This window comes from Cereibacter sp. Soil_C_27 (assembly GCF_057657095.1).
Window position 1 is genome coordinate 14,608 of sequence record NZ_JBDGJD010000002.1, and the last position, 19,064, is coordinate 33,671.

Consider the following 19,064-nt stretch of genomic DNA (forward strand, 5'->3'; position numbering starts at 1 on the left):
AAGACCGCGGAGGGTCAGCTGGGACAGCTGTCCCACTCCCGCCGAAGGAGAGCGTATTGCAAGGTGTTCTCGTAGATCGGCTCGCCCGAGGAATCCGTCTTGAACGAGATATATTCGAGGAACAGCCCCTCCCGTCGCATGCCGAGCCGCTCGCAAAGCCGTTGCGACGGCAGGTTGTGATCTTCGACATAGGCATAGAGCCGACGCGCCTTCGCGTCCTTGAATAGATGCGCGAAGAGCGCCCGCGACGCCTCAAGCGCGTAGCCCTGTCCCGAAACTGCCGGATTGAAGTTCCAGCCGACCGAGACCGTATCCTCCTCTTCGCGATGCGCGAAGAGATCGCCGATCAGCAGATCGGTTTCCTTCAGGCTGACCGCGATCTGCGCATCGTCCTGGCTGCGCTGTGCCGCCTCGGCCTGGGCTGCATCCATGTCCGCCAGGGTCAGCGACAGGAAACAGCCGGAAACGGGCGACTGCAGATAGGCGAAGAGGGCCTCCGCGTCGCCGGGACGGAAGTTTCTGAGCCTGAGGCGCTCGGTTTCGATCGGCTGCATGATGGGCTCCTAGAAAGCGTTTCAGGTGAGACGGATCAGCGCTGCGATGACGAAGTCGAGGCGATCCTGCGGCGGTTGACGGGAAGACGAGCGCGGAAGTCGCACAGGTTTGACCGGCGTCGACAAGTCGCTCCAGCACGGAGACCATTTACCTCTCGCGTGCGTTTGCGATCATGCTGGGCCTACCAGAGCGAGAAGGCACGTTGCCGGCACGCGACTTCTTCGCGCTCGTCCACGTCGAGGAGCGGGCCGACCTTCACGCCGTATTCGAACAGGAAATGTATGCGCCGGAACATACGGCCGTGGCTTTCACGCACCGTCTGGCGCAGGAGAATGGCACCACGCGGTGGTTGTCGTCGCATGGAGAGCTCGTGCGGGATCATCGCGACGCGCTGCCCCGCTTCGTTGTCGTCAGCCTCGATATCACCGCCTCGAAGGAGCGCGAGGAAAAACTGGCGGATACGCTGGAAGAAAGGGACCGCCTGCTCGCGCAGAAGGAGACGCTGCTGGGAGAGGTGAACCACCGCATCAAGAACAGCCTTCAGCTCGTGGCCAGCATCCTCAACACGGACGCGCGCCGGGCCGGCGCGGGCGAAGTGCGCGAACGGCTCGAAGCGGCGGCGGCGAGGGTCCGGGCGGTCACCTCCGTGCATGAGATGCTCCACCGCTCGAACGAGGTGACAAGCGTCGCGTTCGGAGACTATCTCCGCGAGCTGTGCAGGAACCTTGCGTCCGGCGATGCCGGGACCGCCGGTGTGGATGTGCACTGCGATCCAGCCGAGGTGAATTTGCCGGCTGACATGGCGATTCCACTCGCGTTGATCGTGAACGAGCTGGCGACGAACGCGATCAAGCACGGGCTGGCGGGCGTCCCGGATGGGATCATCAAGGTCGCAACGCGTCTGGAAGCTGAAGACCTGGTGCTCGAAGTGGCCGACAATGGAGCCGGGAAGGCTGACGGTGTCGAACAGGGCCAGGGCACGCGCATCATCGAGGGCCTGGTGCGGCAGCTCGGCGCCTCCCTGAAGGCAGGCCATGCGGACCCCGGGCATCGCGTGGTCATCCGGGTGCCGCTCCAGATCGAATGAGCTTGCGCGGTCTGATCGTGGAGGAAGAGTTCTTCATCACGCTCGATTTGCAGGATCACGTGGAGGACTGGGCCATGCGGTGACGGGCGTCGCGCGTGACGTCGAGAGCCGCAAGGGAAGAGCGACCCGACCTTGTCTTGATGGATCTGCGCCTTGCGAACGGCTCGCCGGGGACCGGCTGAGGCGCGGCCTCGACTGGGTGCCGATCTCACAGTTATGGTGCGACCCTTCCTCAGGGCTGAAAGTGAGCCGCGCCGGGTTCCCGAGCGAGGACGCGCTTCGCTCTGCCGAATGCCAGCATCAAGTCAGAGGGTTGTCAGGCAAGACGGCCCTACGTCTCGGCGCCTGCAAGTTCGGCGGCCCTGGGCACGGTTATGCGGGCAGACAGGGGGTCGGCGTGGCGGTGGGCCAGGCGCCAGTCACCGCCATCCTTACGGTAGACCAGGGTGACCCGCAGCGCCCAGTCCTGGGCAGGGAGGCCGCCGACCTCGACGTTTTGCCGCTCGATCAGAACGAGGACGACCATGTCGGCAGTCGCATAGGTCTGCACCACCTCCTGCTCGAAGGTCCCATTCCGGAAGAAGCGGCCGATGTCTTCCCACCGGCTGTCAGTCAAATGGGCGCGGTGGGTCGGGGTGCCGCCGAAGGGGGACATCAGGGTGAAGTCATCGGCATAGGTCACGAGGGCGCGATGGCCTTCGACATCGCCCTGCATCAGCAAGGCGTTGGATGTGGCGGAGCGCTCCACGAGCTCGGCGACGACCGAAGGGATGTCGCGCGGCTCCGAGTCTGTCGCGTCCACAAGCCGTAGAGTCCGGAGTGACTGCATTTCGAATTTCCTTCGTGGCATGGGTCTCTGTGGATGCACTTGGCCGGTCAGGTGCCATGGCCCTCGTGCTCAATGTCTTTCTCAGCGGAGGGGGTCACTCCCGACGACGCAACTGGTGCAGCGCATAGCGGACGTCGTCGCGGCTGACGCCGATGTCGCGCAGCATGTGGTTGTCCAGTTGAGCCATGCGGGTCAGCTCGCAGACCTGTTTGTGCCGCAGCCTCTCGCGGCGGAGCCAGTCACGCAGGGATCGCAACAGGGTTGCAGCACCGCTGATCGAAGCGATGACGGAGGATTTCATGGGGGGTCTCTCCCTAAAATACCGCTACCGGTCGAGACGGGTGGCGGAGGACGATCTGAAATGAAGGCGTGATGCCGAGTGAAAATGCGGGTCGATGCAGGCCATCAATCCGGCGCTGCGTCCCGTCCGAAGAATATTGCCCGCCGCTGTTGTTGCGAGCGTGGTAGTGACCGTGGTAAATTTCCGATGAACCGTGTGTTTTCCGGCCCCGGAGGGGGCCGCGGCATGGCACCAGCGTTGAACATCGACCTGCTGGGAGAGCTGCGCGTGTCGCGGGACGGCCTTGCCGTTGCTCTGCCCGCCTCGCGCAAGACCCGTGCCCTGCTTGGCTATCTGGCGCTGACCGCGCGACCACATCGGCGTGAACGGCTGTGCGAGACGTTCTGGGATCTTCCGGACGATCCGCGCGGCTCGCTTCGCTGGTCGCTGAGCAAGCTCCGCCGGGTGGTGAATGACGACGTGGCACGGGTGCAGGCCGACCGCGAGCGGGTGTCCTTGGATCTTGCGCAGGCGCGCGTCGACATCCTGGATATCCGCGAGCGGCTGGAGAACCCGGAGGCCGACGTGCCGCTATCGGCCATGCACGGCATGGCGCGGGCGCTGGCACAGCCGTTGCTGGACGGGCTCGATCTTCCGCAGAGCGAGGGCTACCAGCAGTGGCTGACAGCGGAGCGCGAGGAGGCCGCCCTGCTGCGCATGCGGGTACTGCAGCGGATCACCCTCCATCCCGAAACGTCGGATCAGGAAGCGATCCGCTGGGTGCGCGCCTGGCATGTCTCGGATCCGCTATCGGTCGAGGCGGCGGGCATCCTTGCCCGGACGCTGAAGAAGATCGGCCGGCCCGCCGAGGCAGAAGAGGTGGTGCGTGGTTTCCGCAGGGCGCGGATCGAGGCCGGATTGCCGCCCGCTCCCGATCTGATGGCCGACCCGCGCCGGCAGAGCGACGATGCGGCGGCGCGCGTCTTGCTGCGCCATCAGACCATTCGCTTCTGTCAGTCGGTGGATGGGGCCAGGATCGCCTATGCCATCACCGGCAGCGGACCGCCGCTGGTCAAGGCGGCGAACTGGCTCAACCATCTGGAGCTGGACTGGCAGAGCCCGATCTGGTCGAAGACCTTCCAGACCCTCTCGGAGGGACGGGCCCTCATCCGCTACGACGAACGCGGCAACGGCCTGTCGGACTGGGACGTGGACGAGATCAGCCTGAGCTGCTTTGTCCGCGATCTGGAGGCAGTCGTGGATGCGATGGGGCTGGAGCGGTTCCCGCTGATCGGCCTGTCGCAAGGCTGTGCGGTGTCGGTCGCCTATGCGGTGCAGCATCCTGAAAGGGTGTCCGGGCTGATCTTCATCGGCGGCTATGCGGCTGGCTGGCGGATCGGCGCCTCGGCCGAAGAGCGCGAACGCCGCGAGGCGGTGCTGACGCTGACGCGCCTCGGCTGGGGCACCCACAACGCCGCCTACCGGCACATCTTCTCGCAGACTTTCATGCCGGACGGCACGCCGGATGAACTGGCGTGGTTCGACGAGTTTCAGCGGCAAACCACCTCGGCCGCCAATGCGGTGCGGTTCCAGCAGGCCTTCGGCGAGATCGACGTGCGTCACATGCTGGGGCAGGTGAGGGTGCCAACGCTCGTGCTGCACGCGCGCCACGACCAGCGCATCACCCTGGAGCAGGGGCGCGAACTGGCCATAGGCATCCCGCAAGCCCGGCTCGTGGTGCTCGACAGCAGCAGCCACATCATCCTCGGACATGAACCGGCGTGGTCGGTCGCAATGGCGGAGATCCGCAGGTTCCTGAAGGAGCACGGGCTTTGAGGACTATGGGCGAAATCGCGGTCCGGTGTTCCGTGATGTCGGCGCGCGGGGGGGCATCGCGTGCCTGTAGCCGCGCCCCGTCATAGGGCGCGGCTACGCTCGATCAGCCGGTTGCTTCGAACACCATGTTCAGCGGGGTCTGCGCGGCCTGCCTCACCCGGGCAAAGCCACCCGACCGGATCACCTCCGTCAATCGGGCGCTTCCGGCCTGCGCGCCAAGCGCAAGCCCCCGTTCCTGCGCGAGCGAGGTCGGCAGGCAAATCATGGTCGAGGCGGAATAGAAGAGACGGCCGATGGGATTGATATTGTCTTCCAGAGTGTCGCCAGCTCGGGGATCGACGATCATGAACGTGCCATCCGGCTTGAGCGCGGTCTTCACATGGGCCGTGGCGGCCTCGGGGTCGCCCATGTCATGCAGGCAGTCGAAGCAGGTGATGAGATCGAAGCCCCGCCCGGCGAAATCCTGCGCCTTCGCCACCTCGAAACGGAGGTTCGTCAGGCCGTGCGACTGGGCATGCGCCTCTGCCGCCGCAATCGAGGCCGGATGGAAGTCGTAGCCCACGAAATTAGATGCAGGAAACGCCTGCGCCATGAGAATGGTGGACAGGCCGTGGCCACACCCGACATCCGCCACGTTTGCGCCCGCTTTCAGCTTGTCCACCACGCCGTCGAGCGCGGGCAGCCAATCTTGGACCAGTGCATTGACGTAGCCCGGCCAGAACATCCGGGCCACGGCGCAAAACAGGCAGGTCGCCTGGTCGCCCCAGGCGACGCCCTTGCCGGTCTTGAAGGCGGCCTGGACCTTGGGCTGGTTCTCCACCATCGCTGCTGCGGTGTCGAAGGCGCCGACAAGGCTGGCCGAGCTGTCGGGCGAAGCGAAGATCAGCGCCTGCTCCGGTGAGAGGGAGAACTGCCCGGCCTCATAGGTCACATAGCCGGACGCCGCTTGCGCAGAAAGCCATTCCCGCACGTAGCGCGGAGCGCAGCCCGTGCTCGTCGCAAGGCTTTCGGAGGATGTCGGCCCGATCTCGGCGAGCTTGCGGTAGAGGCCGAGCTGATCGCCGATCCTGACCAGAGGAACGCTGACCGCGCCGCCGAGATCGCCTAATACGCGGCCGATCAGGGTGTTCAGCTTGTCTTCGTCGGGCGCGGTCATGGTGTCGCCCCCCCAGCTTGGCCGAACATGTCCGAAACGATCCCGCAGCCGAGCGGGTCTCGCAGAAAAACAATGGTTTTTATCCGATCCATCTGTATCTCCGTTGAATGAACGACCGCGCGCCGCGGATTGCTGCCGCCCCGCGCAGGAACCGATTGTGTCGGTTCGACCAAGGTCTAGAGCATTGCTGCTGAAGAGGCCGTTGGAGCGGCCGTGGTATTTCGCGTGGAAACGGTAATTGCCCACAGGCAAAAGATCCTCGCTGACGATCCAGATGATGGGGTGGCTGCGTGTGTGGCACGGGGCGAGGCGGCCTTTCCTCCCCTATGCAAAGTAGGGGGGTGCTGGTCTTTCTCGCCTTGGCGCCGCGCTCAGCAAGCTGCAGCATTTGTTGAGCATGTGGGTCGGCGCATTGGTTCGAAGGAACCGCGCTCAACCGCAGCCCCCAGCTCGGTCACTGGCGGGCGATGCAGCGGCAGATCTTCCGGGCCCACCATGCGGAGATCATCGCCTCATGCATGATAGCTTACTTGCGGGCAGTCCTCAGGTGCATCTGCTGGGCGGACAGTGGGTGGCCCTGTCGCCGCCGCACCCCCACGCGGCAGGCCCTTCTGGCTTCCTTGGCCCGCAGTGCCCCCTCACGCGCTCAACCGGGCATCCCGCATATCTCGGCCCGGCGGCGTGCCGAACAGGCGGGAATAATCGCGGGTGAACTGCGGGACGCTTTCGTATCCTACGGCATGGGCGGCATGGCTGATCGGGGCCCCTTGCGCCAGCATCAGTCGGCGCGCCTCGATGAGCCGCAACTGCTTCTGGAACTGCAGGGGCGACAGGGTGGTGATCGCGCGGAAATGCAGGTGGAAGGAGGACTCGCTCATCCCGGTCACCGCGGCCAGATCTGCGATGCGCAACGTGCTCGCATAGTCCTGGCGGATCAGGGCGACCGCTCGAGCGATAGGGTGCGCATGGCTGTCGACCGCTCCGAGCGCACGGATCGCTGCGCCATGCCGGCCTGTCAGCAGCCAATAGTGCATCTCCCGCAGAAGGGCCTCGCTCAGGACCGGTTGCGCGGCGGGCCGGTCCAGAAGGCGCATCAGCCGCAAGGCGGCATCCGTCACATCCGGGTCGGCAGGTTCGATCCTGACCGGGGCGGCATCGCCTGCGCGCAGATCGGCTTCGACCGCAAGCGCGCGCAGCAGAGCCGGGTCCAGTTCCAGGGCCAACGCATAGTAGGGGGCGGCGGGGTTCGCTTGGGTGATCTCGCTGATCGTTGGCACATCCGCGGTGATCACCAGCGCCTCGCCCGGGCCGTAGTCGAAGCTCTTCGTGCCCATGGTCACGCGCTTGCGGCCCTGAAGGCAGATGGCGATGAGAGGCTTCTGCACGGCCACCTGCAGCTCGCCCCGATGCAGTTGCCGCACCACCCCCAGGCCGCGAAACGGTGTCGACGCATAACCGAAACGGTCGGCATGGGCATCGGCATGACGGCGGACAAGGGCGAGAAGGCTGGGCATCGGCAGACTCCAGACAAAGAGACTTGCAGTATCAGGCAAGAAATACCGCCTTCGCGCAAGGCCTCCCGCCGAAGTTCGCGGAAACAGGCAAGAGAGGCCGAGGAACAGGCAACCGGGACCGGCCGACCTGAGCCATCCTCCCCTCATCCTCTCAAGCTAAGGAAAATGACATGAGCAAGATCGCACTGGTCACCGGCGCCAATCGTGGCCTTGGCCGCCATACCGCCCTTTCCATCGCCCGTCGCGGTGGAGATGTCGTCGTCGCCTATCGCAGCAATGCCGCCCAGGCCGCCGAGGTCGTCGGGGAAATCGAAGCGCTTGGCAGCAAGGCCGTGGCGCTCCGGCTCGATGTGTCGAAGGTGTCGGATCTCCCGTCCTTTGCCGCGACGCTGCAGGAGTGCCTGCGCGATGCCTGGGCGCGCGACAGCTTCGACCACCTGGTGAACAACGCCGGGCACGGCGAGTTCACGCCCTTCGCCCAGACCACCGAGGCGCAGTTCGACGGGCTCTTCGACGTGCATGTGAAGGGGGTCTACTTCCTGATCCAAGCATTGTTGCCGCTGATCGCGGACGGCGGGCGGATCGTGAACTTCTCGACCGGGCTGACACGGTTTTCGGCCGAGGGCTTCTCGGCCTATGCCTCGGCCAAGGGCGCGATCGAGGTGTTGACACGGTATCTGGCAAAGGAGCTCGGCCCCCGTGGCATCGCAGTCAACACCGTGGCTCCGGGTGCCATCGAGACCGATTTCGGGGGCGGGATCGTGCGCGACAACCGTGACGTGAACGCGCTTTATGCGGGAATGACGGCCCTCGGTCGCGTGGGCGTGCCGGAAGATATCGGCCCGATGGTGGCAACCCTGCTGTCGGACGACAATCGCTGGGTCACGGCGCAGCGGATCGAGGTCTCGGGCGGCCAAGCGATCTGAACCCGTGCCAACGGGTCAGGGTTCGGACCAGCCGCAGGCAATGACCATGCCCGCCCATCCGTCACGCGGGTGGGCATATATGATCGGCCCGTTCCCCGGCGGTTTCAACTGGGGGGGCGGAGCCCCAGCGCCGGGGCCTCCACCGGTATCGAGGTCTCAGTGCGGAAGTCTGTCTTCGTTGAACAGGGACTTCGACCTGCAGCTCGCCGATATTGTCCTCGCGGGACAAAGCAGCTACGCTCTCAATGTTCGGATCCAGCAGGGGAGGGGAGGCTGATGTTGCACCAGCGTTTCCGCAATCGCACCCGAGGACCTGTCTCTGCCCCGCGCCTTGACTCGCGGGGCTGACCGGGAACGCATCGCCGTCTCATCGTCAGCCTCTTACGGCGCGCCTTGTTGCGCCTTCCTGACCGGATGAGATCCTCATGTCCCTGATCGCCCTCAAAGACCTGTCGCTGAACCGTGGTGTGGCCCTGTTCGCCGGGCTCGACATCGCCATCGCCAAGGGCGACCGCCTTGGCTTGGTCGCCGCGAACGGGCGCGGCAAATCCTCGCTGCTCCGTGTCCTTTCGGGTGGGGAAGAGCCCACGAGCGGCAGCGTGATCCGCGCGCGTGGCCTTGTCGCCGCCATCGCGCCGCAGGATCCACCCGCCCGTCTGCTGCCTCTGACCCTCCATGACGCCGTGCGCGACGCCCTGGATGCCGAGACCGCAGAAACCGAGGGCTGGCGTGTCGATGTCCTGCTCGACGATCTCGCCGTGGAAGAGGGGCTGCGCAGCCGCGCTGTGCGCGACCTTTCCGGCGGCTGGCAGCGGACGATGCTGCTGGCGCGGGCCGCGGTCGTGGAGCCAGATCTGCTCCTGCTCGACGAGCCGACCAATCATCTCGACCTCGGGCGGATCGGCGTGCTGCAGAGGTTTCTCGGCGCCCTGCCGCGCGATTGCGCCGTCGTGGCGGCAAGCCATGATCGCGCCTTTCTCGATGATGTCTGCACGCGAACCCTGTTCCTGCGCACCGAGGAGAGCGCGGATTTCGCGCTGCCATATGCACGCGCCATCGACGCCCTCAGGGAGCGTGACGCCGCACGGGAGCGGCAGTTCGAGAATGACATGCGCAGGGTTCGCAGCCTGCGGCAGCAGGCGGCCAAGCTGAAGAATATCGGCATCAACTCCGGCTCCGATCTGCTTGTGGTCAAGACCAAGCAATTGTCCGACCGCGCAGACAGGCTGGAGGAGAGGGCGCGGCCCGGGCACAACGAGGCGTCGGCCGGAACGATCCGGCTGAGCAATAGCGGCACTCACGCACAGGCTCTGGTGACGATCCGGGAAACTGTCATTGCTGCGCCGGACGGGCGACGCCTGTTCCGCACCGGCAAGCTCTGGATCGAAAGGGGTGACAGGGTCGCGCTTCTGGGCGCGAACGGCACCGGCAAGACCACTCTGGTGGACCGGCTGCGAGCAGCGCTTTCCGGGGCGGACCCGGAGATCCGGCGCGCCGCGAGCCTGCGGGTCGGCTATTCCAATCAGGCATTGTCGCAACTCGACGCCTTTCCGACGCCTTGGGAGGCGGTCAAGCAGACGGGTGGTGTGACCGACCAGCAGGCACGCTCGTTTCTCGCAGGAGCAGGCATTGCGATCGATTCTCAGGCGGCCCCTGTCTCACGTCTCTCGGGCGGCCAGCGGGCGCGGCTGGCGCTGTTGATGCTGCGTCTGGCGCAGCCGAACTTTTATCTGCTGGACGAACCGACGAACCATCTCGACATCGAGGGGCAGGACATGTTGGAGGGCGAGTTGATCAACCGGGGTGCTGCCAGCCTGCTGGTCAGCCACGACCGCGCCTTCGTCAGGGCTGTGGCTACGCGCATCTGGGTGATCGACGACAAGAGGCTGATCGAGGTCGATGACCCCGACCCGGTTTTCAGGAAGCTGATGCGGGATTGAGAGCCGTCGGGAGAAACCCGTCGTCCGAGGCGCCTTGTCGAGCAAGGCAGCTGGCCGGGCGGTCCATGCTCATGCGTCTGGCCAGGGATACTTTCTGGCGGATGTGCTTGATCTGTCGCCGGGTCTCGCGGCGGCGCCATTTGACGCTCCGCAGGTCAGCCCAGTGGGGCAGGTTACGCACCCAATATCGTCTTGTGGGGCACGATGAAGCCAAGCCGCCGCGCAACGCCCTAGGCTAGGGAACAGAGGCCCGTGAGGGGATGAGCGGGTTCCGGGTCTCACGTTGCGGCTCTCGGTTGCGCAGCAGGCAGGCTGCCCTTTAGAAGCAAGGCGAGGCAGAACTTCATGGGGCTGGATCGCCGATGCACAACGTCAACTTCAACCTGCTGGCCGCAGCGGCTCTTGGGGCCGTTCTCGGCGCGGCTCCCGCGCATGCCCAGGCGAGAGGCGACTACGAGGTCGCAGGCGTCGAGGCCGAGGACTTGCTGAAAATGCGCACAGGGCCCGGCGTCAACTACGGGATCGTGGCGGGCTTTCCGAACGGGACGGTTCTGCGGGTGCAAAGCTGCGAGCGGTCGGGCAACACCAGTTGGTGCCGGGTCTCCCTCAAGCAGGCGCGCGCGCTCAAGGGGTTCGTCTCGAGCGCCTACCTGCGGAAGATGTCCCGGGGGGAGCGTTGAATAGCCTGTTTGACGCGCAACTATCGTCTTTGTTTCGATCTGACCTGTGGTGCAAAGGAAGAAGAAAGTCGGGCTACCTGGACGGCCAGTGTCGCGAAGCAGGCGTTGGAACTGCTCGCTGATGTCTTGAGAAGCTTGGTCTGAATGATAAAGCAGGGCGTCAGCCTTGCACGGCCGCTGCGGGCGCCGACGCGGCGTATCGCATCCAACTGGGCGGTGGACGTCACCGCGCTAGCTACGTTGTGAGAGCTCGCAAGGGCGCGCGGTCAAGGCTGCATCAGGAACGGTGAGAGTGGCAAGGCAAGGGGCGTCTTCCTCAGCGCCGGAAGCAGGCGGGCTTCACCTCCTGAAGCGAGCGAGTTCATTACGCCGCTGGGCGGTTCCGACCCTGGGAGACACGATGCGTAACAATATGGCTCTGAAAGTCTTCGGCACCGCGGCGGGCGCCGCCCTGCTCCTGTGGCTGGCGCGCAGCCGGAGGGCGGAGGGTTGGCTCGATCATCTGCATACCGGCGAGCGATCCGTGTTGGCGTTTGAGCTTGGCGGGCATGTGGGACGGCGGGAGATCCGGGAGATGGCGGCGACGGTGCTTGCCGCCTTCGAGCGGTATGATGAAATCGACATGCTCGTGCTTCTGCCGCAGTTCACCGGGCTGACGCCTGCCGCGGCGGTGGATCTGAAGGCCTTGAAGGCCGGTGTCTTGTCGCTGGGCAAGGTCCGCAGATATGCGGTGGTCGAGCCTCCGGTCTGGGCGAAGGCCATGATCGACGTCAGCGACTGGGTCATGCCTGTGGATGCGCGGACCTTCCGCATGCGTCAGCTGCCGGAAGCCAAGAGCTGGGTGGGCGAGCGTGCCGGGAGTGTCGGGTGGCGTGAGGCCTGGGCTGGGCGATGACGGGCCGGCCGACCACTTGGCCAGACGCGGGCAAAAGAGCCTGCGCCCTCGGTCCCATCCCGCTCGCTTGAAACACCGCGAGTCCTCGGTCGGCCGCTGCGGCCTCCGGTCGCGAGAGGGCCCTAGGCTTGAGCGGGGGCGCGATTCGTGCTATCTGGCCCGCACGGTCGGCAGTTCACCGAGGCGTCGCTGTCCCTCAGGGGAAGCTAGACCTGCCACAAGCATGATGACAGTCCCCGGTTTTTCCCGGCGCCCGTCGTAAGCCAGCGACCGACGATCTCGAGACGCGCCTGAGGATCGACCGATGCCCAGAGACCCCGTTCCGCTTTCCATAGCGGATCTTTCCGCCTTTTCCCGTGCCCTTGCCACTCGGCTCCGTGCCGCCGAGGGGCCGCCCTCGCATCTGGCGCTGATGAACATGCTGGCGCGCGCTGCGGGCTATCGCAACTTCCAGCACCTGCGCGCCGGTGCGCTGACGGCGCTGTTCCTTGAGCCGGAGATGGCGGCGCCACGGCCCCCTGCGGCAGAGGCAATTGACCTGAGGCGCGTGGAGCGGGCGATGCGGCTCTTTGCGGAGACCGGGCAGCTGGCGCGCTGGCCTTCGCGGCGTGCCCTGCAGGAACTCTGTCTCTGGGTGCTGTGGTCGGGGATGCCCTCGGGCGTGTCGATGACCGAGCGCATGGTGAATGGGCATCTCAATGCGCTGCATCTCTTCGGCGATCCGGCGCTGCTGCGCCGCGATCTGGTCGACATGGGGCTGTTCCGGCGGGCTGTCGACGGCACCGACTATCGGCGGATCGAGCGTGCCCCGCCGCCTGAGGCTCTGGCGCTGATCCGGCGGCACGCGCGCCTTGGAGAGAATGCGCGGATGCAGGAGCGGGAGACGATGGCCTGAGCGGGGGCCGCCGTGCTCGCGTTGAGGAGGACGGCAGCGGTCGCGGTCTCTGCCGCTGTTCGCCCCGTGCGGCAGCGTCTCCATGAAACCACAGGGGATGTTGACGCCTGCAACCGCGGGATCCGTGCGCAGAAGACCCGGAAAAAGCGTCCGGCAGGCCCCCCACGCGGGGACGCCTGCCGGGGTAAGGGCCTTCAGCCGGCGGCGCTGGCCGCAGCTGCAGGCCCCGTGTCTCAGCCGCCGGTCGCTTCGAACAGCTGGCCGGTCGAGTAGCTGGACTCTCCGCTTGCCAAGAGGACGTAGAGCGGCGCGATTTCCACCGGCTGGCCGGGGCGGCCGATGGCGGTGGTCGAACCGAACTGCGGGATATCCTCGGTCGGCTGGCCGCCCACTACCTGCAGCGGCGTCCAGAACGGACCCGGGGCGACGGCGTTGACGCGGATGCCGCGCGAGGCGAGCTGCTTGGCGAGGATCTGGGCATAGATCACATTGGCCGCCTTGGTCTGGGCGTAGTCGAACAGGTTCTCCGGCGGCTTCTCGGCCACGACCGAGGCGGTGATGATGATCGAGGCCCCGGCTTCGAGGTGCGAGAGCGCCGCCTTGGTGATGCGGAACGGCGCGTAGACGTTGGTCTTCATCGTCTGGTCGAAGGTCTCGTCCGAGATCTCCTCGATCGATGCGGCGGATTGCTGGAAACCGGCGTTGTTCACCAGGATGTCCAGGCCGCCGAGCCCTTCCACGGCCTGCTGCACCAGCTGCTCGCAGAAGGCGCGGTCGGTGATGTCGCCGGGGATCGCCACGGCGCGGCGACCGGCTTCCTCGATCAGGGCCACGACCTCCTGCGCGTCCTTTTCTTCGGCGGGCAGGTAGTTGATCGCCACATCCGCCCCTTCGCGGGCGAAGGCGATGGCCACGGCGCCGCCGATGCCGCTGTCGCCGCCGGTGATCAGCGCGCGGCGCCCGGACAGGCGGTTGGAGCCGCGATAGCTTTCCTCACCGTGATCGGGCACCGGAGTCATCTCGCTGGTGAGGCCCGGCCAGTCCTGCTGCTGCTCCTCGAAAGGCGGTTGCGGATAGGCGGTCTGCGGGTCGCGCATCCGGGTCAGGGGCGCGGCCTCGGGGGCGGCAGTGGTTTCCTGCGCGCGGGCGGCACCGGCGAAGCCGAGAGCGGTCGCGCCACCGGCGATACCTCCCATGATCTTGCGGCGGTCGGGGTTCTGCGGAGTGTCATCGGTCATCGGGTATCCTTCGTGTGGGCGAGGGGACCGGCCTTTGCAGCCGGGGCCGGAGGAGGTCCGGCAGGGTGGCCTCGGAAAGCCGGTTGAAGCGGATCGGCGCGTCAGCCGGTCCGATTGCGGGAAGTGTCGCTCGTGGGCGGTGGTCGGGCGAGGGAGGAGTTTTCCGCCGCCCGTCTTCGTCACTGCCCAAGCGCCACCGGCACTCGGGGTCCGCAACCGCTGCTGGCGGGCTTTGTTCCCGCAGGCGACCGCCCCGAGCGGTCGGCACCCGTCGCCCGCTCTGCGCCCGGCTGCCTCGCCCTCCTCCGCCTGCAGCTCCACCGTCCCAAGCGCCGCGGCGGGTCCGCGCAGCGCGGCGGAACCGGGGCCGTCGTGATCGGCGTCGGCGTGCCATTCCGGCCCGCGCGGCGTGAAATGCGGATCGTCCTCGGCGCCGCAGACGACGAGGCTGCGTGTTGTCAGGCGGGCGAAATCGACGTCGAAGCACGGGAAGCGGGCCGCGTTCTCCGGCGTCATGTCGTGCCCGCCGCGGCTTGCGCGGGAGGCGGGACTGTCGCCCGCGCTTCTTCGACCGCTTTCGGGGCGGGGGCCGGTCTGGCGCCGGTGGAATGTCTGACCGCATGGCTCTGGCGAAGACCCTGCTGCTGCGCCGCGAGGGCAGCACCGAGGAGGTCGCCCGCCGGGTCGGCTACGGCTCCGCCAGCGCCTTCAGCGTCGCCTTCGCCCGCAGTGTCGGCCTGCCGCCCGGCGCCTTCGCCGCGCAGCGGCGCGAGGGGTGAGGAGGGCGCAGGGGAGGATTCTTGCCGCGCAAAGCCGCACGGAGCGGATGCCGGGAGGCCACTCTCGAGCGTCGCGCGTCAATGCGTCAGCAGCTCGCTATCCACCTCTATGGTGACAAGGGCGCCGCCGCGCGACCAGTCGTAGGAGATCGTTCCGCTGAGCATGTCCTCGATGGTGTGCGCAACCAGCCTGGTGCCGTAGCCGAGGTGGTTGTCCGGCGGTGCCACCTCCGGCCCGCCGAACTCGGTCCAGACGATCCGCACCTTGTCGCCCTCCAGATCGCCCGACACGTCGAGCATCCCTTCGGCGACCGACAGGGCCCCGTATTTGATCGAATTGGTCGCAAGCTCATGCACGATCAGCGCCAGCGCAGAGGCTGCGGCCTCGCCCACGCCGAGCTTGGGCACCGCGATGCGGATGCGGCCGTCGAAGGCGCTGCGGTCATCGTAGGGCGCGAGCAGGACCGAGAAGATATCGCCCAGAAGCGCTGCATCCTTCTGACTGCCGGGAATGGGGCGCGCGAGATCCTGCGCGCGGCCGAGCGCGATCAGCCGGTGCGAGAGCTGCTTGGCCATGTCCTCGACCGAGGAGGAGGAGCGCGAGGTGATCTGCGCCAGCCCGGAGGCCACGGCGAGCAGGTTCTTGACCCGGTGGCTCATCTCTCCCGCGAGAAGCTCGTTGCTTTCCTCGGCCTGTTTCCGGCCGGTCACGTTGAGGAAGACGCCGGTCATCATCTGGCGCGAGATATCCTCGTCATTGCCGCGGCCGCGTGCCGAGATCCAGCGGATGTCGCCATCGATCAGGGTGCGGAAATCTATCTCGAACGGGCCGACGATGCTGCGGGTGGCGTTGAAGGCGGCGCGCACCCGATCGCGGTCCGCAGGATGGATCCTGTCGCTCAGCACTTCGAAGGTGAGAACCTCCGTCGTCGGAAGGCGCCAGAGGTCATAGCCCTGCGGGTCCATGTGGAAGGCGCCGCTGTCCACGTTCCATTCCCAGATCGAAATGCCCGCCGCGTCGATGGCCTTGCGCAGGGAGTCGTAACCCCCGCCGGGCTGGTCTGGAGTCGCCACGGGTGTCACCTCGCTGGTCAGCAATCATCGGGAAGAAAGACCCTGTGACAGGTCGGAACGGAAAGTAAACGCTTTTTGGCCGGTATGGGCAAGCATTCGCGCCTTCCGGGCGAGGCGCCGAGGCGCGGCCGGGGTGCGCAGAGCAGGCCCGGGGCTGGGGTTTTGCTGGGGAAGAGGGCGTCTGTCGGGCAGGCCGCCGAGGTGGCTCGCTTGCGTGCCACGATAGGCAAGAGCCCGGTCCGGAAGGTGTTCAAGCCTGTGACGGAGCTTCTGACGCCGGCGTGACCGCTCCGTGCTGGCTTCGCCTGCCCGAGGCAACAGGAACATTCGGGTGCAGTCCCTGTTGGCTGGGCAACGACCTCGCGCCCTCGAAGCTTCCAGATCGGAACCCCGTCATGATCTCTCCCCGCCTCCACGCCCTGCTCGATGGCCTCTCCGTCGCCGGGCTGGCCCTTGGTCCGACACTCCGGAACTGGCCCCGCGAGCTGCGCGGGCCGCTGTTCGCTGCCGGTGCGGGGGTGGCGGCCTACAGCCTTGCGACGCGCTACAGCGCCGAGAGCGAGGGGGCGTTGAGCCTCGATCAGCACCGTGCGCTCGATGCGGCGCAGGGGCTGGGCTTCCTGGTGGCAGGGCTGACGCTGCGGGCCCCGCCCGAGGTGCGCCTGTCGCTCGCCGGCTACGGCGCGTTTTCCCTGGCAGCCGCGGCCCTGACGCGGGCGCCGGCGGCGGAGCGACCGATGCGGCAGATCCCGCTGCCCTCGGCTGCGGTCATCCGCCCGCGGGGTGCGGATCGGGCGCAGCCTGTAGCGCCGGGCGTGTCCTATCTGCGGCTCGGCATCGTGAATGTGGGCTTCATCGGTCCGGAGGGCGCAGGAGACCGGCGCTGGGTTCTGGTGGACGCGGGCCTGCGCGGTACGGCGGAGCGGATCATGGAAGCCGCGGCGGAGCATTTCGGGCCGGGCGCGAGACCCGCGGCCATCCTGATGACCCACGGCCATTTCGATCATGTCGGCGCGCTCGAGGAACTGGCGCAGAGGTGGGATGCCCCGGTCTATGCGCATCCGCTGGAGCTGCCCTATCTGAACGGAACGCGGTCCTATCCGCCGGGCGATCCGTCGGTCGGCGGCGGTCTCATGGCGGCGCTGGCGCCGCTCTATCCCACTGCGCCGGTCGATGTCGGTGACCGTCTGCAACCTCTGCCGAGCGATGGCACGGTGCCGGGTGCGGCGGGCTGGCGCTGGCTGCACACGCCGGGGCACAGCCCCGGGCATGTCTCGTTCTGGCGCGACGCCGACCGTTGTCTCCTCTCCGGCGACGCGGTGATCACCACGAGGCAGGAGTCGGCCTATTCGGTCGCGATCCAGCGCGCCGAGATGCATGGGCCGCCGGCCTATTTCACCCCCGACTGGCACGCGGCAGGTGCCTCGGTCCGCACGCTTTCTGGGCTTGCGCCCGACATCCTGCTGAGTGGCCACGGCAGGCCTGCCCGTGGTCGCGGCATGACGGCGGCGCTGCATCGGCTTGCTGTGGAATTCGATGAGGTGGCGGTGCCCCGCTCGGAAGGCGCCTCCGGGCATCGGTGACGCGCCTTCGGAAAAGGCCTTGCCCGGCTGCCCAGCCAGCCAGAAGTCCCGCCCGCAGCCGCCGGATGGGCGCTGCGGGCAGGGGCGGCGTCAGCCGTGGTGATGGTGCGCCGGAAGCTCCTTGAGCTGGTCCTTGCTCATCGGCGAGACGCCGTGGACGACGCCGTCCTCGTCGCGCATGAAGTTCAACTGCGATACCGGAAGCGCGACCGGCTTGGCACCCATGCCGAGGAAGCCGCCGACGTCGATGATCACCTCCGCCATCGTTCCGCTGCCATGCAGATGCGAGACGGTGCCGATGCTGCTGTCGCTGCTGTCGTAGATCGTGGCGCCCGACAGGGTCGCGCCGTCGAGTTCGGTCGCGGCGAGGGGCGTGTGCTTCGAATGGTCCATGATATCCTCCATAGCCGCCGCTGAGGCGGCATCTGGACAACGGCTCGCCCGGTCATCCGTTCCGGCGTCCTGTCGGCCGGGGCTACCTCAGGCTTTCCCGCGCCAATGCGGCGATCAGGTCGGTCCTCGTGACGATGCCGACGAGGCGGTCGTCCGTTAGGACCGGGATGGCATCGCCATCCCCCTCGGACAGCAGGGGAAGCAGCGTGCCGACCGGGGTGGCGGGCTCTGCGCGCGGGGTCGTGGCGCTCATGATGTCGGCGGCGCGGGCAGGGGGGCCGCGGCGCAGGTCGAGAAGCCGCGCCATCGCCGATGCGAAGCTGCTCTTCCGCCGGGCCGCATCGTCGCGACCGAGGCGGATGAGGTGGATCTGGAAGATCACCCCCAGATAGGCGCCGTCATCCCTCACCACAGGCAGCGAGGTGAAGCCGTGACGGCGGAAGAGCTCCGCCACCGTCGTCAGCGGGGCGTCGGGCGCAACTGTGACGAGATCGCGCGACATGATATCGCCTGCAGTCAGCGGCCCGATCCGGTGGCTCGCGGCCTGCAGTTCGGCGGCGCCGATCAGCCGGGCGAGATCCTCGACACCGAGGTTCAGCGACTGCCTGTAGCGCTGCAGGATGTCGCTCAACTCCGCCTCGCTCAGGCCGAGGCGTTCTGAAAGGGCGGGCCCGGTCGTTCCTGTCGGCTTTGGCTCCTCGAACTGGCGGAGCGGGTAGTGGCGCCCGGTGGCCCGCGCATAGGCGATGGCAACGAGGACGAGGACGACGGTGCCAAGGGCGACGGGGGCGAGGACGAAGCTGAAGCCGAGCTCGCGGATCTCGAGCGGGCTGAGGGCGGCGGTCATGGCGATGGCCCCGCCGGGCGGATGCATCGCCCGCGCCAGCCCCATCGCGGCGATGGCCAGCCCGACCGTCAGGGCGACGCGGAGCACCGGATCGTCGAGGACGAGGCAGACGGCAACGCCGACGGTCGCCGCCACGGTGTTGCCGACGATGGCGGACCAGGGCTGTGCCAGAGGGCTGTTGGGAACGGCAAAGAGCAGCACCGCCGTCGCGCCGAAGGGGGCGATCAGGTAGAGCCCGAGCTGCCGGCTGCTCTCGGGGCCGAGCACGAAGGTGCCGAGGGCTGCCAAGGCAAGCAATGCGCCGAGGCCGGCCCGCGTGGCCTCCCGCAGCGGGGTGGGGGCAATGGCCGGGCCGAAGGCGCGGGCGATCCAGCGCCCCAGGGAATATCTTGCAGTCATCCTGGAGGCTTTGTCCCTGCAAACCCGCCGCTGTGCAAGGCAAGTTCACGCAGCAGGGCTTGCGGGTGGGGTGGGAGGATTTGACGTCTGCCGGGAAGCGAAGGGGAGGCGAGGTGCCGCCACCATCTACCGGGTCTGCAACCTTCCTGGGAGGTCAT

The 19,064-nt window shown here is 67.1% G+C and carries 18 protein-coding genes; 9 read left to right on the forward strand and 9 right to left on the reverse strand.

Annotated elements, in window-relative coordinates; translation table 11 throughout:
* Nucleotides 1-14: 14 nt before the first annotated feature.
* Nucleotides 15-554, reverse strand: coding sequence for a GNAT family N-acetyltransferase (locus AC3A5Z_RS07005; protein WP_487518665.1), 540 nt, complete (start codon nt 552-554; stop codon nt 15-17).
* A gap of 146 nt (nt 555-700) precedes the next feature.
* On the opposite strand from AC3A5Z_RS07005, the gene AC3A5Z_RS07010 reads away from it, so the two are divergent.
* Nucleotides 701-1,642, forward strand: coding sequence for a sensor histidine kinase (locus tag AC3A5Z_RS07010; protein WP_487519592.1), 942 nt, complete (start codon nt 701-703; stop codon nt 1,640-1,642).
* Between the two features lie 331 nt (nt 1,643-1,973).
* On the opposite strand, the gene AC3A5Z_RS07015 is transcribed toward AC3A5Z_RS07010, so the two are convergent.
* A complete protein-coding gene (locus tag AC3A5Z_RS07015) occupies nt 1,974-2,471 on the reverse strand; it encodes a YybH family protein (protein ID WP_487518666.1) in 498 nt (165 codons plus the stop codon).
* Nucleotides 2,472-2,565: 94 nt separating this feature from the next.
* Nucleotides 2,566-2,772, reverse strand: a complete 207-nt coding sequence (locus tag AC3A5Z_RS07020) for a YjiS-like domain-containing protein (RefSeq protein WP_487518667.1) — start codon at nt 2,770-2,772, stop codon at nt 2,566-2,568.
* A 237-nt stretch (nt 2,773-3,009) separates the two neighbouring features.
* Between AC3A5Z_RS07020 and AC3A5Z_RS07025 the strand changes: the two genes are divergently transcribed.
* Nucleotides 3,010-4,587: a bifunctional AfsR/SARP family transcriptional regulator/alpha/beta hydrolase gene (locus AC3A5Z_RS07025; protein WP_487518668.1), complete on the forward strand. Its 1,578-nt coding sequence runs from the start codon at nt 3,010-3,012 to the stop codon at nt 4,585-4,587.
* 103 nt (nt 4,588-4,690) lie between these two features.
* Here AC3A5Z_RS07025 and AC3A5Z_RS07030 read toward each other — a convergent pair whose 3' ends face one another.
* A complete protein-coding gene (locus AC3A5Z_RS07030; protein ID WP_487518669.1) occupies nt 4,691-5,989 on the reverse strand; it encodes a class I SAM-dependent methyltransferase in 1,299 nt (432 codons plus the stop codon).
* Nucleotides 5,990-6,381: 392 nt separating this feature from the next.
* A complete protein-coding gene (locus AC3A5Z_RS07035; RefSeq protein WP_487518670.1) occupies nt 6,382-7,257 on the reverse strand; it encodes an AraC family transcriptional regulator in 876 nt (291 codons plus the stop codon).
* Nucleotides 7,258-7,427: 170 nt separating this feature from the next.
* Between AC3A5Z_RS07035 and AC3A5Z_RS07040 the strand changes: the two genes are divergently transcribed.
* The 5 genes from AC3A5Z_RS07040 (at nt 7,428) to AC3A5Z_RS07060 (ending at nt 12,593) form a co-directional block, all read left to right on the forward strand.
* Complete coding sequence (locus AC3A5Z_RS07040) at nt 7,428-8,183, forward strand: SDR family NAD(P)-dependent oxidoreductase (RefSeq protein ID WP_487518671.1); 756 nt, start codon at nt 7,428-7,430, stop codon at nt 8,181-8,183.
* A 425-nt stretch (nt 8,184-8,608) separates the two neighbouring features.
* Nucleotides 8,609-10,123, forward strand: a complete 1,515-nt coding sequence (locus tag AC3A5Z_RS07045) for an ATP-binding cassette domain-containing protein (protein ID WP_487518672.1) — start codon at nt 8,609-8,611, stop codon at nt 10,121-10,123.
* A gap of 362 nt (nt 10,124-10,485) precedes the next feature.
* Nucleotides 10,486-10,803 carry an SH3 domain-containing protein gene (locus AC3A5Z_RS07050; protein ID WP_487518673.1) on the forward strand — a complete coding sequence of 106 codons (318 nt, stop codon included), beginning with the start codon at nt 10,486-10,488 and terminating at the stop codon, nt 10,801-10,803.
* 412 nt (nt 10,804-11,215) lie between these two features.
* On the forward strand, nt 11,216-11,698 hold the full coding sequence (locus AC3A5Z_RS07055; RefSeq protein ID WP_487518674.1) for a SpoIIAA family protein: 483 nt from the start codon (nt 11,216-11,218) through the stop codon (nt 11,696-11,698).
* Between the two features lie 304 nt (nt 11,699-12,002).
* Complete coding sequence (locus AC3A5Z_RS07060; RefSeq protein ID WP_487518675.1) at nt 12,003-12,593, forward strand: DUF2087 domain-containing protein; 591 nt, start codon at nt 12,003-12,005, stop codon at nt 12,591-12,593.
* Nucleotides 12,594-12,826: 233 nt separating this feature from the next.
* Here AC3A5Z_RS07060 and AC3A5Z_RS07065 read toward each other — a convergent pair whose 3' ends face one another.
* Nucleotides 12,827-13,831, reverse strand: a complete 1,005-nt coding sequence (locus tag AC3A5Z_RS07065) for an SDR family oxidoreductase (protein ID WP_487518676.1) — start codon at nt 13,829-13,831, stop codon at nt 12,827-12,829.
* Nucleotides 13,832-14,439: 608 nt separating this feature from the next.
* Between AC3A5Z_RS07065 and AC3A5Z_RS07070 the strand changes: the two genes are divergently transcribed.
* On the forward strand, nt 14,440-14,610 hold the full coding sequence (locus tag AC3A5Z_RS07070) for a helix-turn-helix domain-containing protein (protein WP_487518677.1): 171 nt from the start codon (nt 14,440-14,442) through the stop codon (nt 14,608-14,610).
* A gap of 78 nt (nt 14,611-14,688) precedes the next feature.
* Here AC3A5Z_RS07070 and AC3A5Z_RS07075 read toward each other — a convergent pair whose 3' ends face one another.
* Nucleotides 14,689-15,684 carry a sensor histidine kinase gene (locus tag AC3A5Z_RS07075; RefSeq protein WP_487518678.1) on the reverse strand — a complete coding sequence of 332 codons (996 nt, stop codon included), beginning with the start codon at nt 15,682-15,684 and terminating at the stop codon, nt 14,689-14,691.
* Nucleotides 15,685-16,079: 395 nt separating this feature from the next.
* Here AC3A5Z_RS07075 and AC3A5Z_RS07080 point away from each other — a divergent pair, with 395 nt between their 5' ends.
* A complete protein-coding gene (locus AC3A5Z_RS07080) occupies nt 16,080-17,267 on the forward strand; it encodes an MBL fold metallo-hydrolase (protein WP_487518679.1) in 1,188 nt (395 codons plus the stop codon).
* A 90-nt stretch (nt 17,268-17,357) separates the two neighbouring features.
* On the opposite strand, the gene AC3A5Z_RS07085 is transcribed toward AC3A5Z_RS07080, so the two are convergent.
* Together AC3A5Z_RS07085 and AC3A5Z_RS07090 are read right to left on the reverse strand one after the other, a co-directional pair.
* On the reverse strand, nt 17,358-17,660 hold the full coding sequence (locus AC3A5Z_RS07085; RefSeq protein WP_487518680.1) for a PRC-barrel domain-containing protein: 303 nt from the start codon (nt 17,658-17,660) through the stop codon (nt 17,358-17,360).
* Between the two features lie 82 nt (nt 17,661-17,742).
* Nucleotides 17,743-18,906 carry an HPP family protein gene (locus AC3A5Z_RS07090; RefSeq protein WP_487518681.1) on the reverse strand — a complete coding sequence of 388 codons (1,164 nt, stop codon included), beginning with the start codon at nt 18,904-18,906 and terminating at the stop codon, nt 17,743-17,745.
* Nucleotides 18,907-19,064: the final 158 nt, after the last annotated feature.

What these genes read in the sequence shown, in the direction of transcription:
- AC3A5Z_RS07050 (WP_487518673.1), top strand. Translation starts at nt 10,486, where the DNA reads ATGCACAACGTCAACTTCAACCTGCTGGCCGCAGCGGCTCTTGGGGCC.
- AC3A5Z_RS07055 (WP_487518674.1), top strand. Translation starts at nt 11,216, where the DNA reads ATGGCTCTGAAAGTCTTCGGCACCGCGGCGGGCGCCGCCCTGCTCCTG.
- AC3A5Z_RS07080 (WP_487518679.1), top strand. Translation starts at nt 16,080, where the DNA reads ATGATCTCTCCCCGCCTCCACGCCCTGCTCGATGGCCTCTCCGTCGCC.
- AC3A5Z_RS07060 (WP_487518675.1), top strand. Translation starts at nt 12,003, where the DNA reads ATGCCCAGAGACCCCGTTCCGCTTTCCATAGCGGATCTTTCCGCCTTT.
- AC3A5Z_RS07040 (WP_487518671.1), top strand. Translation starts at nt 7,428, where the DNA reads ATGAGCAAGATCGCACTGGTCACCGGCGCCAATCGTGGCCTTGGCCGC.
- AC3A5Z_RS07015 (WP_487518666.1), bottom strand. Translation starts at nt 2,471, where the DNA reads ATGCAGTCACTCCGGACTCTACGGCTTGTGGACGCGACAGACTCGGAG.
- AC3A5Z_RS07020 (WP_487518667.1), bottom strand. Translation starts at nt 2,772, where the DNA reads ATGAAATCCTCCGTCATCGCTTCGATCAGCGGTGCTGCAACCCTGTTG.
- AC3A5Z_RS07005 (WP_487518665.1), bottom strand. Translation starts at nt 554, where the DNA reads ATGCAGCCGATCGAAACCGAGCGCCTCAGGCTCAGAAACTTCCGTCCC.
- AC3A5Z_RS07045 (WP_487518672.1), top strand. Translation starts at nt 8,609, where the DNA reads ATGTCCCTGATCGCCCTCAAAGACCTGTCGCTGAACCGTGGTGTGGCC.
- AC3A5Z_RS07070 (WP_487518677.1), top strand. Translation starts at nt 14,440, where the DNA reads ATGTCTGACCGCATGGCTCTGGCGAAGACCCTGCTGCTGCGCCGCGAG.
- AC3A5Z_RS07035 (WP_487518670.1), bottom strand. Translation starts at nt 7,257, where the DNA reads ATGCCCAGCCTTCTCGCCCTTGTCCGCCGTCATGCCGATGCCCATGCC.
- AC3A5Z_RS07090 (WP_487518681.1), bottom strand. Translation starts at nt 18,906, where the DNA reads ATGACTGCAAGATATTCCCTGGGGCGCTGGATCGCCCGCGCCTTCGGC.
- AC3A5Z_RS07065 (WP_487518676.1), bottom strand. Translation starts at nt 13,831, where the DNA reads ATGACCGATGACACTCCGCAGAACCCCGACCGCCGCAAGATCATGGGA.
- AC3A5Z_RS07085 (WP_487518680.1), bottom strand. Translation starts at nt 17,660, where the DNA reads ATGGACCATTCGAAGCACACGCCCCTCGCCGCGACCGAACTCGACGGC.